At 49.5% G+C, this 15666-nt stretch carries 16 protein-coding genes; 8 read left to right on the top strand and 8 right to left on the bottom strand.

The window, feature by feature from the left end:
- Window positions 1–292 precede the first annotated feature (292 nt).
- From hemH to NY07_RS13355, 3 genes are all read right to left on the bottom strand, one after another.
- Entirely contained in the window at window positions 293–1300 is a 1008-nt protein-coding gene (gene hemH / locus NY07_RS13365) for a ferrochelatase (protein WP_033539857.1), read from the bottom strand.
- A gap of 216 nt (window positions 1301–1516) precedes the next feature.
- Complete coding sequence (locus NY07_RS13360) at window positions 1517–2629, bottom strand: PilT/PilU family type 4a pilus ATPase (protein ID WP_033539856.1); 1113 nt, start codon at window positions 2627–2629, stop codon at window positions 1517–1519.
- 12 nt (window positions 2630–2641) lie between these two features.
- Window positions 2642–3679 (bottom strand): type IV pilus twitching motility protein PilT, encoded by a 1038-nt coding sequence (locus NY07_RS13355; protein WP_033539855.1) that lies wholly within the window; start codon window positions 3677–3679, stop codon window positions 2642–2644.
- 35 nt (window positions 3680–3714) lie between these two features.
- Here NY07_RS13355 and NY07_RS13350 point away from each other — a divergent pair, with 35 nt between their 5' ends.
- The 8 genes from NY07_RS13350 to NY07_RS13315 all read left to right on the top strand — a co-directional run bounded on the left by NY07_RS13350 (window position 3715) and on the right by NY07_RS13315 (window position 10543).
- Complete coding sequence (locus tag NY07_RS13350) at window positions 3715–4416, top strand: YggS family pyridoxal phosphate-dependent enzyme (RefSeq protein ID WP_033539854.1); 702 nt, start codon at window positions 3715–3717, stop codon at window positions 4414–4416.
- 66 nt (window positions 4417–4482) lie between these two features.
- Window positions 4483–5301, top strand: coding sequence for a pyrroline-5-carboxylate reductase (gene proC, locus NY07_RS13345; RefSeq protein WP_033539853.1), 819 nt, complete (start codon window positions 4483–4485; stop codon window positions 5299–5301).
- 57 nt (window positions 5302–5358) lie between these two features.
- Window positions 5359–5907: a YggT family protein gene (locus tag NY07_RS13340; protein ID WP_033539852.1), complete on the top strand. Its 549-nt coding sequence runs from the start codon at window positions 5359–5361 to the stop codon at window positions 5905–5907.
- The gene (gene yggU, locus NY07_RS13335) at window positions 5908–6198 is read left to right on the top strand and encodes a DUF167 family protein YggU (protein WP_033539851.1); all 291 of its coding nucleotides are present in this window, start codon (window positions 5908–5910) and stop codon (window positions 6196–6198) included.
- Between the two features lie 86 nt (window positions 6199–6284).
- Window positions 6285–6719: a DUF4426 domain-containing protein gene (locus tag NY07_RS13330; protein WP_033539850.1), complete on the top strand. Its 435-nt coding sequence runs from the start codon at window positions 6285–6287 to the stop codon at window positions 6717–6719.
- A gap of 138 nt (window positions 6720–6857) precedes the next feature.
- Window positions 6858–7457: an RdgB/HAM1 family non-canonical purine NTP pyrophosphatase gene (gene rdgB / locus NY07_RS13325; RefSeq protein WP_033539866.1), complete on the top strand. Its 600-nt coding sequence runs from the start codon at window positions 6858–6860 to the stop codon at window positions 7455–7457.
- Window positions 7457–8596 carry a radical SAM family heme chaperone HemW gene (gene hemW / locus NY07_RS13320; RefSeq protein ID WP_033539849.1) on the top strand — a complete coding sequence of 380 codons (1140 nt, stop codon included), beginning with the start codon at window positions 7457–7459 and terminating at the stop codon, window positions 8594–8596. Before rdgB ends, hemW begins: the two co-directional genes overlap by 1 nt.
- A 108-nt stretch (window positions 8597–8704) precedes the next feature.
- Window positions 8705–10543, top strand: a complete 1839-nt coding sequence (locus NY07_RS13315; protein ID WP_033539848.1) for a DUF885 domain-containing protein — start codon at window positions 8705–8707, stop codon at window positions 10541–10543.
- A gap of 215 nt (window positions 10544–10758) precedes the next feature.
- Here the strand turns inward: NY07_RS13315 and NY07_RS13310 are convergent, their stop codons facing one another.
- From NY07_RS13310 to NY07_RS13290, 5 genes are all read right to left on the bottom strand, one after another.
- Window positions 10759–11409: a hypothetical protein gene (locus NY07_RS13310; protein ID WP_033539865.1), complete on the bottom strand. Its 651-nt coding sequence runs from the start codon at window positions 11407–11409 to the stop codon at window positions 10759–10761.
- 673 nt (window positions 11410–12082) lie between these two features.
- Window positions 12083–13024: a LysR family transcriptional regulator gene (locus tag NY07_RS13305; protein ID WP_033539847.1), complete on the bottom strand. Its 942-nt coding sequence runs from the start codon at window positions 13022–13024 to the stop codon at window positions 12083–12085.
- Window positions 13025–13377: 353 nt separating this feature from the next.
- Window positions 13378–14208 (bottom strand): YggN family protein, encoded by an 831-nt coding sequence (locus NY07_RS13300; RefSeq protein ID WP_033539846.1) that lies wholly within the window; start codon window positions 14206–14208, stop codon window positions 13378–13380.
- 219 nt (window positions 14209–14427) lie between these two features.
- Window positions 14428–15342: a glutaminase B gene (glsB, locus tag NY07_RS13295; RefSeq protein WP_033539845.1), complete on the bottom strand. Its 915-nt coding sequence runs from the start codon at window positions 15340–15342 to the stop codon at window positions 14428–14430.
- Window positions 15342–15665, bottom strand: a complete 324-nt coding sequence (locus NY07_RS13290; protein WP_033539844.1) for a YggL family protein — start codon at window positions 15663–15665, stop codon at window positions 15342–15344. Before NY07_RS13290 ends, glsB begins: the two co-directional genes overlap by 1 nt.
- Window position 15666 lies beyond the last annotated feature (1 nt).

The raw sequence follows: 15666 nt of genomic DNA, 5'->3' as shown, positions 1-15666 counted from the left end.
TTCACGGCGTGTAGCAGATGTATCTGCACAAGAGCGAGCCGCAGGCTATTGATGACATTGACGCTCAGTGTTGCAATCACTGCCATAAATTGAAATGAAGCCGAAAGCTTCAAAAAATTGCAGCCACTCCCTCGAAGAAAGGCAGCGAAACTTCCTATAACAATGACTCTCGAAACGAGAAAAAAGTGAAGACTCAATATTCAAAAACAAAAATGCCGAGCCCTTCTAAAGACTCGGCATTTCACCAATGGCCACCTTGAGGCAACCAAGCCCCCCACTTTAACCTTCCCAGTTAAAGATAAGGCCTCACCAGATTCGCCATCATCTCAATATGATCATCCCTATCATTAAGACAGGCAATATAACGATACTTTTCGCCACCCGCCTGAATGAACACATCCCGATTCTCGTGTTCAATCTCTTCGAGGGTTTCCAGACAGTCGGCGCTAAAGGCCGGACAGGCAATGGCAATATCATCGACGCCTTCTTTTGCCAAGGCTTCTAAGGTGGCATCCGTGTAGGGGCCAAGCCACTTGGCCTTACCAAAGCGCGACTGGAAGGTGGTGATATAGTCGCCATCGGTGAGTCCTAGACGCTCCACTACCAAACGGGTCGTCTTCTGACACAAGCAGTAATAGGGATCGCCAAGGTGCAGGTTACGCTCGGGCATACCGTGGTAAGAGAGCACTAACTTCTTCGGCTTACCATGTTGCTCAAAATCATTAGCGATAGAGTCCGCCAGCGCCGCAATATAGTCGGGATGATCATGATAAGTGTTGATAAAGTGCAGCGATGGCAGGTAGCGCCACTGGGCAAGCTCTTTGGTCAGGGCATCGAAGGCTGAGGCCGTGGTGGGCGCTGCGTACTGAGGGTAAAGCGGCAAGACAATAAGCTTATCTGTGCCCTCGCTATGCAAACGTCTCAAGGTCTCCTTGACGCTTGGCTGACCATAACGCATGCAGAACGCCACATTGACGTCACTGCCACTCAATTGCTGCGCGAGCTTATCCCTTTGCGCCTTAGTGATCGCCATCAAGGGTGAGCCCTGCTCTGTCCAGATAGATTGATACAGGGCGGCAGACTTGGCTGGGCGCACTCTGAGTATGATGCCATGCAATATCAGCATCCATAGCAGCTTAGGGATCTCCACCACTCTGGGATCTGATAAAAACTCCGCCAGATAACGGCGTACGGCGCCTGTGGTTGGTGCATCTGGGGTGCCCAGGTTCATCAGCAGCACTGTGGTCTTGCCGCGAGCGCCATGACCCTGCTGTTTGCTCAATCCAAAATAGTTAGCCAATTTGCTTCCTTGTTTTTACGCTAAGATGCCAATTACTTTATTGTGAACAGGCACCTGGGTGAATACCAAAATTTAAATTACTCGAATTAGGTCCCACTTTAACCATGGCCGACCTTATACCCTGCCAAAGTACGCAGCCAAGACCTGTGAGGATCAAGGCTGACCCATAAAAAAACCGATAAATGCTTTATCGGTTTTTCGCGAAGGCAATAACACCTAGTCGAGATCCAGCGTCACACCTTCCATAAAGCCTGAACTTGCAGACTCTGAGCTTTGCAGCTTAATCATCAAGCGCAGATCGTTTGGCGAGTCGGCGTGATGCAATGCATCCGAGTAGCTGATCTCACCTTCCACATAGAGCTTGAGTAGCGCCTGGTCAAAGGTCTGCATCCCCTGCTCGTTGGATTTCGCCATGGTTTCCTTAAGCAGATGCAGCTCGTTCTTCTGGATAATGCTAGAAACCCTTGGGGTGTTAATCAATACCTCGATGGCCGCACGGCGACCCGTACCGTCACTCTTTGGCACCAACTGCTGCGCCACAATGCCGCGCAGGTTTAACGACAAATCGAACAGTAACTGCTGATGCTTACTCTCTGGCACCAGGTGCATGATGCGGTCCAGCGCCTGGTTAGCGTTGTTGGCGTGCAAGGTTGCCATACAGAGGTGACCGGTTTCGGCGAACGACAGGGCAAACTCCATGGTTTCCTGGGTTCGGATCTCACCGATCAGAATCACGTCTGGTGCCTGACGCAAAGAACTCTTTAGCGCAGCATCGAAAGAATCAGTATCTATACCTACCTCTCGCTGAGTGATGATGCTCTTACGATGGTCATGGACAAATTCCACCGGATCTTCGATGGTCAGAATATGACCGCGAGCATGGGCATTGCGATAGCCCACCAGGGCCGCGAGCGAAGTCGACTTACCCGTACCCGTACCACCCACCATGATGATAAGACCGCGCTTACTCATCACTAAGTCTTTCAAAATTGGCGGCAGATGAAGATCTTCGACTAGCGGGATCTTGGTCTCGATGCGACGCATTACGCAACCTGGCGACTCTCGCTGCCAGAAGGCGCTAACACGGAAACGCCCCAGATCCTTCTCGCCATAAGCGAAGTTACATTCGCGGGTCTCGTGAAACTCTTTGCGCTGAGCCTCTGTCATCAAGGCTTCGACAAACTCCAGTGACTGAGCCGGCGTAAAGGGATTTTCGGCAAGGGGTCGCACCTCACCATCAACCTTGGCGCTGGGAGGAAAACCAGCCGTGATGAATAGATCCGATGCCTTACGCTCTACCATCACCTTTAAAAATGGACGAACTTCCATAATCAAACCTTACTAGAAACTAGCGTTTTTATTAGAACTCTTAGACATTGCATCTTCACGGGTGATCAGGCCGCGATTGACCAGATTCTGCAAGCATTGATCCAGAGTCTGCATCCCGTGAGCCATACCCGTTTGAATGGCCGAGTACATCTGGGCCACCTTGTCTTCACGGATCAGGTTACGGATAGCCGGTGTACCCATCATGATCTCGTGAGCTGCCACACGGCCGCCGCCTACCTTTTTGATCAGGGTTTGCGAGATAACCGCCTGCAGTGATTCAGACAACATGGTACGTACCATACTCTTTTCACCTTCAGGGAAAACGTCGACCACACGGTCAATAGTTTTCGCCGCTGAGGTGGTGTGCAGTGTACCGAATACTAAGTGACCGGTTTCCGCCGCCGTCATGGCCAGACGAATGGTTTCAAGGTCACGCATCTCACCCACCAGGATCACGTCCGGGTCTTCACGCAGTGCGCTACGCAGTGCCGCGTTGAAGCTGTGGGTGTGTCTGTGCACTTCCCTCTGGTTGATCAGACATTGCTTATTCTGGTGCACGAATTCGATAGGGTCTTCGATGGTCAGGATATGGTCGTGACGGTTTTCGTTCACATAATCTATCATGCCCGCCAGGGTGGTACTCTTACCCGAACCTGTGGGGCCGGTTACCAGCACCAGGCCACGAGGGAAGCTGGCAATCTTTTTGAAAATATCGGGGGCGCCGAGTTTTTCAAGGCTTAAGATCTCGCTGGGAATAGTACGAAACACCGCCGCGGCGCCGCGCGATTGGTTAAAGGCGTTCACACGGAAGCGAGCTAAATTGGGCACTTCGAACGAGAAATCTATCTCTAAGTGCTCTTCATAATCTTTACGCTGTTTGTCGTTCATGATGTCATAAACGAGGCTATGTACGCCTTGATGATCCAGGGCCGGCAGATTAATCTTTCTGACCTCGCCATCAACACGTATCATGGGAGATACTCCCGCTGAAAGGTGTAGATCCGACGCGTTGTGTTTTACACTAAAGGCAAGTAACTCTGTGATTTCCATAGTATGGGATATCCATTCAACCAAAAACTTACAACATGACAACAATAGCAGACAGACTGGCTGACGCCCACCAAAGAATCGCTCAAGCGGCGCAAAATTCATCACGTGACAGCAAGGACATACAGCTGCTGGCAGTCAGTAAAACCAAGCCTATTTCGCAGATAGCAGCGGCATATGATGCCGGGCAACGGCTTTTTGGTGAAAACTATGTCCAGGAAGGGGAAGAGAAGGTTAAAGCCCTACGTGAAAGCCACGGTGACATAGAGTGGCATTTCATCGGCCCACTGCAATCGAACAAGAGCAAGAGTATCGCCGAACATTTTGATTGGATGCATACCCTGAGCCGAGAAAAAATCGCCAGACGCCTGAGCGAGCAGCGCCCAGAGGATCTGCCGCCGCTACAGGTCTGTATTCAGGTAAATATCAGCCAGGAAGAGAGTAAGTCGGGAGTCTCGCCAGAGGAGATAGCGCCGCTGGCCGATGCTATCTCGGCCCTGCCCAAGCTGACCCTCAGAGGGCTAATGGCCATTCCGACCGCCACCTCTGATGAATCGGTACAGCAGGCTGAGTTTCGCCAAATGCAAACCCTGTTTAAACAGCTACAACAGAGCTATCCGGCAATTGATACCCTCTCCATGGGAATGAGCCAAGATCTGGAACTGGCTATCGCCTCGGGCTCGACCATGGTGCGTATCGGCAGCGCCATCTTTGGCGAGCGCGACTACGCCAAAGCTTAAGCTTTGGCCTTGTAATTTAACCCAGTGCCCAAATATAGATAATTAGACGAATAAATAGAGAGCCTTATGACACAGAAGAAGATTTGCTTTATCGGCGCAGGAAACATGACCCGCAGTATCACCAGTGGTTTGGTAAAAGGCGGCTATGCGCCGCAGCTGATTCATGCCACCAACCCCAGCGAGGCCAAGCTGGTCGCCCTGAAAAATGATTTAGGCATCATAGTCTCCCACGACAATCTTAACGCGGCCAAAGATGCCGATGTTATCGTGCTAGCGGTGAAACCTCAGCTGATGCAGCAGGTGTGTGAAGAGATGAGCGGCCTAGATCTCAAAGATAAGCTGATTGTCACCATCGCCGCAGGTGTCACGGCCGAGCGTTACCATAGCTTCTTTAAGCAGCCAATAAAGCTTATCCGCACCATGCCCAACACTCCCACTCAAATCGGCCTTGGCATGACAGGCCTCTATGCACAGCCAGGGGTAAGTGAAGCCGATCGCCAACTGTGTGAGCAGATCATGAAGACGGGTGGCGAAGTAGTCTGGGTCGAAAAGGAAGATGATCTCAATCAAGTTATCGCCCTGGCAGGCAGCTCTCCGGCCTATTTTTTCCTTATGATGGAGGCTATGATTGACAGTGCCAAACAAGATGGCGTCGATGAGCAAACTGCCAGAGAGATGGTGCAGCAGGCAGCCTTAGGCGCGGCCTCTATGGTAAAGCAAAATCCGCAGCTTTCTCCGGCGCAGTTAAGAGAAAATGTCACCTCTAAGGGCGGCACCACGGCGCAGGCGCTGGCGGCGTTCGAACGCGCAGGTCTGAGAGAGATAGTGCGCACCGCCATGCATGACTGCATGGACAGAGCCCTGGAGATGGCAAAACAGTTTTAGGTCTAGCCCTTTTTTATTCGAACAGATTCATTCGATACATATAAGTAGAGAAACACAATGGATGCATTTAGCTTTTTAGTGAACACCCTGTTTGACCTGTACCTTATGGTGGTCATTATTCGTATCTGGCTGCAGCTTGCCCGCGCCGATTTTTACAACCCCTTCAGTCAGTTTGTCGTGAAGGCGACCCATCCTATCGTCGGCCCTATGCGTCGCGTCCTGCCGCCATTGGGCAGTTTAGATACGGCTTCTGTGGTACTCGCGCTTGCGGTGGTCGTGATTAAGTTTGTGATCCTCAGCCTGATGGCGGGCGCTGATATAAACCTGCCGATCATACTCTTGGTAGCCCTGGTCTCTGTGATTAAGCAGGCAGGCGTCTTGCTGTTTTGGATGCTTATCCTGCGGGCGATTCTTAGCTGGGTCAGTCAGGGACATAACCCGATTGAGATGGTAATGGCGCAGTTGACTGAGCCACTGGTTGCTCCAATACGCCGAATCATTCCCCCCATGGGCGGCCTGGATTTCTCTGTAATGATCTTCATGTTCGGCCTGATCTTTATCAACAAGTTGCTGTCTCAATACGTTCCCTTCTGGGCCAACGTCTAGATGCCACCCGTAACACGAGAGCAGGAAGATCTATTAATCAGGCTCTATATTCAGCCGAAAGCCAGCCGGGACCAGATCATTGGTCCCCATGGCGACGAGCTTAAGGTTGCCATTACAGCTCCCCCCATCGACGGTAAGGCTAATGCCCACCTTTGCAAGTTTCTGGCAAAGCAGTTTAAAACTGCCAAGGGCAATATCCTTATCGAAAAGGGGGAACTGGGGCGCCACAAGCAGATCCGCGTGGTGATGCCAAAAGCGATCCCTGAGGTGATTGCGACCTTAATCCCATGAAATGTGTAAGCAAATAAAGCCAGCGGCCCCAGGTTAAGACTTTAATAGCTATACTAGAATCAATTGTTCCGTGACAGGAGTCCACCATGATACGTACCCTTTTCTGTGCCTTGGCGCTTATGCTGCTGCCCATGAGCAACGCCTTTGCAGAGCAAAAACAGACAGTCGGTAATTTCGATATTCACTATGTTGCCCTGGGCAGCACCTTTATTACGCCATCGATTGCTAAGACCTATGGCATCACACGCAGTAGCTATACCGGGCTGATTAACATCTCGGTGCTGGATACCAATGCCGAGGGCAATCCGGCCGTGCCCGTGGAGATCTCAGGGATCGCCAACAACCTGCTCGATGCCAGGGTTGAACTGTCATTTAAAGAGATCCGCGAAGGTGATGCTATCTACTATATTGCCGAGGTGCCCTACCGTGACGATCAAGAGATCAACTTTCAGATCGCCATCAAGCATGGCAATAAGCTCAACACTCAGCTGAAGTTTAAGCAGAAATTCTACGTCGATTAATCAGTCAAAACCGATAGCTCTCAATAACGCCGCGCACTTAGGTTCGCGGCGTTATTTTTGCTGGCTTTGCTCTATCGTTTCCCGCCCAGCTTGGGTATCATTGCCGCCAATGAAACCTGCCACAATGAGTCACTAAACATGAATCAAATCGTACTAGCCAGCGGCAACAAGGGGAAACTGAAAGAGTTTGCCGAGATCCTCGCCGAATATGGCATAGAGGTCCTGCCTCAGAGCCAATTCAATGTCGAAGAGGTACCGGAGACAGGCACCACCTTCGTTGAGAATGCGATCATCAAGGCGCGTCATGCCGCCGAGGTCACCGGCCTTGCCGCCATCGCCGACGACTCAGGTTTAGAGGTGGATGCCCTTGAAGGCGCACCAGGGATCTACTCCGCCCGTTACGGCGGCGAAGGGGCAAGCGATAGCGACAACTACACTAAGTTGCTCGGCGCCCTAGGAGATTCAGACCAGCGCCGCGCACGCTTTCAGTGCATCTTGGTCTATATGCGCCATGCCAAAGATCCTACTCCCATCATCTGCCAGGCGTCCTGGGAAGGCACCATAGGTTTCGAGCCTAAGGGTGACAATGGCCACGGCTACGACCCTATCTTTATTCCCGCTGAGCATGAGTGCAGCGCCGCCGAACTGAGCAGCGATGAGAAAAATGCCCTCAGCCACAGGGGCAAGGCGATGCAACTGCTGCTAAGCGAACTTAAGGCTAAGGGTGTATTAGGTTAATGCTACAGCTACCTCCGCTCAGCCTCTATATTCATATTCCCTGGTGCGTGCAGAAATGTCCCTACTGTGACTTCAACTCCCATGGACAGCATGGTGAGCTGCCGCAGCAAGAGTATGTCGATGCGCTACTGACGGACTTAGCAGCCGATGCCGCTTATGTTCAGGAACGTAACCTGCACTCCATCTTTATCGGTGGCGGTACTCCGTCTTTGTTTGATGCCAGTCAGATTAAGCGTCTGCTCGAAGGCGTCGCTGAGCAGATCCCTTTTGCAGCGGATATAGAGATCACCATGGAGGCCAACCCAGGCACGCTGGAACATGACGACTTTAGCGCTTATCGCGCCGCCGGCGTCACTCGCCTCTCCATAGGAGTCCAGAGTTTTTCCAGCGATAAGCTCAACCTTTTGGGCAGGATACACGATAAGCAGGAGGCTGAAGTCGCGGCGAGCAAGGCGGCCGAGGCTGGCTATCAAAGCTTTAATCTCGATCTGATGCATGGTCTGCCAAACCAAAGCTTTGAAGAGGCGATGCGTGATATCGACACGGCGGCGGCGCTTAATCCGCCTCACCTCTCCTGGTATCAGCTCACCATAGAGCCCAATACCCTGTTTCATTCTAAGCCCCCTCAGCTGCCTGACGATGAAGATCTGTGGCAGATCTATGAGCAGGGCCAGCAGCGCCTCAAGGCACTCGGCTATGAACAGTATGAGATCTCCGCCTACGCCAAGCCGGGATATCGTTGTCGCCACAACCTCAACTATTGGCAATTTGGTGACTATCTGGGCATTGGCTGTGGCGCCCATGGCAAGATAACCACTGCCCAAGATCAGCGTATCTGGCGCACGGTGAAAATAAAGCACCCCAAGGGCTACCTTGGTGCCAGTGATTACCTTTTCGATAAGAGCGAGGTATTGCCAGAAGACAGGGCATTGGAATATCTGATGAACCGCCTCAGGCTAATGTCACCTATTCCCAAAAGTGAATTTGAAAGCCGCACCGGCTTGTCCGCCCAGGTGCTCGATGAAGGTATGACACGCGGCGCCGCAAAAGGCCTAGTCATTATCGGCGAGGAACATTGGCAACTCACCGCCAAAGGCAACATGTTCGTCAATGAACTCCTTGGACTCTTTTGCGAATAATCTTTCCCCTCATCAGAGGGGAATAGAAACATTTTCTAACACTTAGTTCGCATATTTAATTGTCAGCTTTATTAGGATAATGGGCACCAAACAACGGAAGCCCTACTTATGCCTATAAAAACAAAAACGACAATTATCGCCTTCTCTCTGGCGACCCTTATTTCAGGCGCCCTTCACGCCGCTCCTATCTCTCTATTACATAGTGCCTCTGAGCCAAGCGCCCAGTTGAGCACTCAGGAATCATTAAAAGCCAATCAACTGTTTGAAGCCATCTTCATGGAGAATGTAATGGCCAGCCCCATCCGCCAGACACACCTGGGGATTAAGAAAGACTACGACAAGTGGGATGAGCGTGGTGAAGCCGCCGATAAGGAGAGCCTGGCACGTAACAAGAAACACCTTGCTCAACTTAAGCAGCTAGATATCGCTAAACTCGATGCACAGACTCGCTTAAGCTATGACCTGCTAACCCAAAAGCTTGAAAACAGCATCAGCGATTATAAATGGCGCCTGTACAGCTACCCGGTGAACCAGATGTACGGTGGTCACTCTATGGTGGCCTCTTTCCTGATTAACCAACACCAAATAGACAGCGTCTCAGATGCCAAGGCCTATATCAGTCGACTCAATGGTGTGCCTCGCTATATGCAGCAGCTAGAGGCTGCGCTGGAAGAGCGCGCCAAGGTGGGGATCATCGCGCCTAAGTTTGTCTTCGCCTATGTGTTATCCGACAGCCGCAATATCATCAATGGCGTCCCCTTTAACCAGGGAGAGGATAGCGCCATCTGGGCAGACTTTCAGCGTAAAGTCGCCAAGTTAGCCATAACTGAAAGCGAGCAACAGCAGCTACTTGATGAAGCCAAACAAGCTCTCACCGCTCAGGTTAAGCCTGCCTATGACAAGCTGCTCGCTTACATAGAAACCCTTGAGAAGCGCGCCAATACTAAAGACGGGGTGTGGAAGTTCAGAGATGGTGAAGCCTTTTATGACAATGCCTTGGCACGCACTACAACCACAGATATGACAGCCGATAAGATCCACCAGCTGGGTCTTGCCGAGGTCGATCGTATCCACCAAGAGATGCGCGCCATCATGAAGAAGGTCGGCTTTGAAGGCGATCTTAAGGCCTTCTTTAAATTTATGCGCGAAGATAAACAGTTCTACTATTCAGATACTGAAGAAGGTCGCAGCGCCTACTTAAATGACGCCAAGACGCTGATCGATAACATCTCTTCCCGTCTGGATGAGGTGTTTTATGTTAAGCCCAAGGCGCCCATGATAGTCAAGCGCGTCGAAGCCTTTAGAGAGAAATCGGCGGGTAAGGCCTTCTACAACCAACCTACCCCAGACGGTAGTCGCCCAGGCACCTACTACGCCAACCTTTACGACATGGAGGCCATGCCCAAGTATCAGATGGAGGCACTGGCCTATCATGAAGGTACCCCTGGCCACCACATGCAGATAGCCATCGCCCAGGAATTGGAAAGCATTCCCAAGTTCAGAAAGTTTGGCGGCTATACAGCCTATATAGAAGGCTGGGGACTCTACAGTGAGTACTTCCCTAAGGAGATGGGCCTGTATCAAGACCCTTACTCTGATTTTGGTCGCTTGGCCATGGAGCTGTGGCGCTCATGCCGTCTGGTCGTCGATACCGGTATACACGCTAAGAAGTGGACCCGTGAGCAGGGCATTCAGTATTACATGAATAATACCCCTAACGCCGAGTCCGATGCGGTTAAGATGGTCGAGCGCCATATTGTAATGCCATCTCAAGCCACAGCCTACAAGATTGGTATGCTAAAGATTGTCAATATTCGCGAGAAGGCCAAGGAGATCATGGGAGACAAATTCGATATTCGTGAGTTCCACACCTTAGTGCTTAAGAACGGTCCGCTCCCCCTGGATATATTGGAATCTAAGGTGATGAACTGGGCTAACAATGCCTAAGTCGCTAATACTTAAGTCACTAATGCTTAAGTCGACAATACTTAAGTCACCAATGCTTTATTGAACAATGTTTCAGAGGCTCATTAAAAAGGCCGCTCCTTTGAGCGGCCTTTTTATCTAAGTGCTATCTTGAGTGGCATCTTAAGTGCCTTTCTGAGTGCAGCAGTACTTGGGCGATGAACGATGGAAATTACCGCATAGCTTTGAAGCAGCTATTAATCAGCCTCAAAGCCTTTATCTGACACCTTAATGCTTTCTTGCATTACTTTCGCTGGCTGCTGAGCCATACTCTGCTCATCGCCATGGGTCAGGTAACTGACAACCAGGCTTGAGGTAACATCGAATGGCTCATCGATTGTAAGCGACTTTATCTCGATTCTGTCGCCAAGCAGATGCGTGCCAAGCTGTTTTATTTCACCACTTTGATGATTAAGGCTAAACAAGCCCAAATAACAAAACACGCCACTGCCCTGATTGGAAACAAAAAAGGGCGCGACAAATAGCATATTCTTGCTTGCATCAATGCCTGCGCCATTAATCGGCAGAATCTTTTGATAATCCAGGTTCACGCTGCCACGCTCTGGGCCATCCTGGTAGTCACCACTGACAAAAGGGCTGTCGCCTAGGCCAACCCTGGTTAATTGTGCCTCTGCGTCAGACTCAGGCAATTGGATAACCCAGTGCTTATGAGTCTTGATACTAAACAGAGTCAGAATGACATTATCCCTGTCTTCATTAAGGGGAACCACAGTACCATCTTGCTGTACGACATAGAGATCATCGTCAGTAAAGTTAAACCGGTAGATCCCGGCTAGGATAACAAGACCAATCAAGGCGGCAATAAGTAATACAATTTTTTTAGCCATAAACATCCCTTTAACTGCCATGGGCATAAACATGCGAACATTCACAGCACAATACCCTGAGTTTTAATCCAGTACCATAATAGATAAATTAAATAATCTTTATTAGACAGCTATATTTCACCACAAACTTAGGTAAGCCTGCGCAAAAAAGAAGTGAAGAGATAGCATCGCATGACGAAATAGCGGCCGAATTGAGAGGGGGAAAAAATGAGGACGCTTAAAAGAAAAATACCCCAGCAATAATTGCTGGGGTAAACCAAAACTAGGATGATGGTTTTAAGGCTAGCATTGTTTTAGTTCTTAAACCGCTGCCAGCATTGATCCAAGATTGCAGTAACGCCGACCTGTGTAACCAAACATGAGAGGGGTCATTCTCATCCTCAGCTATCTGAATCAGGTCATCCCGATATCAACTGCAACTATTGTATTAAATAAAGAACAGACTGCAACGTGAATTCTGTTCAAGGATTAGCTCAACCTAAATAAGCCATTGCAAATCAGATAGGCAATACTTTTTTAACTATATGATTTTAAAAAAATAACCCTGGGAATTTCTCACGCCCAGGGTTATCGTCTTGTTAAGAGAACAATGTTTTTAAGTTATTGATAACTGAAAGTAGCAATAACCTTGACGCTGACATGGACAAAATGCTGCTTTTTCAGTCACTTCAGGTTATTTACGCTGAGCATACAGCGCTGCATATGGTTCATCCCAATATGGAGGCGAGCCAATATGGTCTTTAATAAAATCGATAAAGGCACTGACCTTTGGCGCCAAGTGCTTACGTCTTGGGTAAACCGCTTGCAGAGGCAGGTGATGAGTCAATTGCCACTCAGGCAATAATGGCACCAAAGTCCCCTTCTCTATCTCATCTTCGAGCAGGTAACTGGCCAGATAGACGACACCTAAACCGCTCACAGCGGCAGACTTAAGTGCTGGGGCATTGTCGACTCTGAAATTACCCGACACACCTATCTCGCAGTAATCATCGCCCTTCTTAAACTGCCACACGCTATGTTCGTGCCACTCACCCTGGTAAACGAGACAGTTATGATCTACCAACTGCTCGGGGCGATCAGGATAACCATGCTTAGCTACATAGTCTGGCGATGCGGCTAACAGAAACTGACACTTCATCAAAGGTCTGGCAACCATGCCCAGCGGCAACTGCTCTGACATGGTTAGTAAAAGATCTAGCCCTTCGCTGACCACATCGACCTTATGATCCAGCAAACTGACCTGCAACTCCAACTCAGGATGTCTGGCCATAAAATCAGGCAATGCAGGAATGATATGCATGGTACCGAAAGACTGCGAAATCCCCACCTTGAGTACACCACGTGTCGCATCATTGAGATTATGCACACTGGCAACCGCCTGGTCTGCGTCGCGAAGTAACTCCTCACCTTGTGCATAAAGTAGCTGTCCGGCTTCGGTTAAACTCAGGCTTCGAGTGGTACGCTGTATCAGCTGAACACCTAATTTATGCTCAAGATCGGCAACCTGAGTACTGACTTTTGACTTAGAAATCCCCAATTTTCGCGCTGCAGAGCTAAAACTCCCGGCGCGAGCAACATGAGTAAAAATTGCAATAGGTTCTAAAAGTTCTAACATTTAAATAGCCTTAAGGTGTATGCGACACTATAAATACCAATTATAAATCATAGAGATACCTCAACGGTTTAGAGTTATCCCCTTGACTATGCAGATTATTTTAAGAGTAGAGTCAGACTGTTAGCCATTTCAATTTCGTTATCGAAATTTAGCCAGCATTGTTATTATTTTTACAAGTATACCAAAGATTTGCACTTTGATTCTAATACCTATTTTTTAGTCACTATACACCCAGATAGGACATTAGGAAAAGCCAATAACAAAAAGCAACCTGAAGGCAAAAAAAAGCCCTGCACCCAAGGTAAATGCAGGGAAATGTGGATCTTGCGATGCCAGAGGAATTAACTTGCGAATTACTCGCGCAGCGGCTGCTGTTTAGCGCTCACTAATGGGAAATCGCTCAGTGCGGGGACTTCGCTGCGCAGCTGTGACTCAATCATAACCAGCTGCTGAAAGTTGTCACACAGCTTGTCGGCGCGCGCTTCTAAATCTGTTGCCTGTTGCTCGATTTGGGCTTCGATATCATCACCGACTCGCTCCATCTTGGCAGAAAAGGCGTTCATCTTCTCTTCGAAGGTATCACCATCGCCGTTCATCATCTCGCTGCCCAGGGTCATCATCATGCTACCGATTGAACTTTGCACCACCTGCTCCATCTCTTTTTCAAACTCCTTACCAAAGGTGTCTTCCAGAGAGGACTCGGTTGCGCCAAGGTAAAACTTATCGCCATTTTGATAGGCTACGGTATCGATACGCTTAGCCAGGCTGTCCATCATCTCATCAATCTTAGCGCCGGCGGCATCACCGAGTAGCGGCGTTAATGCCATGCTTACGGCGGTAGAGGCGATATCCACGGCGTCATGTACCACATCGATCACCTCAGGAAGTTGATTAGACACCTCCCCCGCATACTGATTAACCAGTGCCTGCTGTTTGTCATTAAGCTGGACTCTGTCGCCATCGACATAGAGCTGACCCAGCTCGATACGATAGACCTCTTTTTTTGATTTACTGACAACCAACTTGCTCGGCTCCACCGAGACATCATAGTTGAGACTCACCTCGCACTGCTTGTCGTCACGGCCAAAGGAGATCTGGTTATCTTTACCCTCGCCAGCCCAAGCCGAACTCGTGGTCGCTAGTACAAATGCAGTCAGTCCAAGAGATGCAGTCAGTTTCTTCATGTTCTTATTCCTTAAGTCGTCGATGATTCACATGATGTGTAGCTCAAGGGGCACCATGTGTCGTTGATTACAGAGAATACAGATATCGTGCCAAAATCAACTAATTCAATACAATCAACAATATAGCCATATTCGATAGGATAGACCTAGTGAGAAAACTTAACTCTCCAACCAGTTTTTAGTGAATTTTACTAACTGATAAAGCGGCGATCGCAGCCTTTAAAAGATAGAACGGCCCAAGGCCTGGGAGAGATGTTCAAGTGCGGCGGTTCCCGCTAATGAGTTGCCATTCTTATCTAGCTCGGGTGACCAGACACAGACACTCATATCACCTGGGATCACGGCAATAATACCGCCGCCTACGCCACTCTTACCTGGCATACCTACCCGATAGGCAAACTCTCCAGCTCCATCATACAGGCCAGATGTCGCCAGTAGGGCATTGAGTTTACGGGTCTGGATGGGTGATACCACAGGCTTACCGTCTATGCTCTTGCCAGCGTTTGCCAGGTAGAGCATCGCCTTTGACAGATCGGCGCAGCTCATCTTAAGGGCGCAGTAATGAAAGTAGTTTTTTAGCACCTTATCGACATCGTTATTAAAGTTGCCGAAAGACTTCATCAGATAGGCGATGGCCGCGTTGCGGGCGCTGTGTTCATATTCAGAGGCTGCGACACGCTTATCGTAAATCACATGGGGATTGGTGCTCAGTTTTCTCACCACCTCTAGCATATGATGCTTGGGCGCACCCAAACGGCTTTGCAAGAGATCGGCAATGATCAGGGCGCCAGCATTAATAAAGGGGTTTCGCGGCACGCCGCGCTCAAGTTCAATCTGAACCAGAGAGTTAAAGGACTGTCCCGAAGGCTCTTTACCGACACGAGACCAGATCTCCCTCTCTTCATATAGGGTTAAGGCCAGCGTGAGGCTAAATACTTTAGAGATACTCTGAATCGAAAAGGGCTCGAGATAATCTCCAGCCCCTATCGTTTGACCATCAACTGTGGTGACGGCGATCCCCAATTTTTGGGGATCCACCTCGGCTAAGGCTGGAATATAATCGGCAACCTTACCCTTGCCCAGCAGCGGACGGACCTGCTCAATAATATTTTCGAGCAGTGCCTTTTGCGGCATTAGTTCCACCAAATATCGTACAGTTCGCTAACCACAACATCTTTAGCTGGCTGATTCTTCCAAAAATCACTCACGGCTTGGCGATCTTCTTCGGTACACTTGCCTATGGTCTGGGTCGCGATGATCCCTTCCCACTCTTTATGACCGCCACCATGAAAACCCAGTTTTCTGGCTTCAATCACCTGATCGATAAACTGATCGACAATGTCATCGATCTGTTCTTCGCTTACCGAGTCTTCGAAGGTCCAGTTTACGTCGAAACCTAACTCTTGAAATTCATCGATGCGTAATTTCTTGCGTAAACGACGACTACGTGTTGCCATG

The organism is Shewanella sp. ECSMB14101, from assembly GCF_000773485.1.
GTDB lineage: Bacteria > Pseudomonadota > Gammaproteobacteria > Enterobacterales > Shewanellaceae > Shewanella > Shewanella marisflavi.
This window is presented reverse-complemented; position numbering and strand designations above follow the sequence as displayed.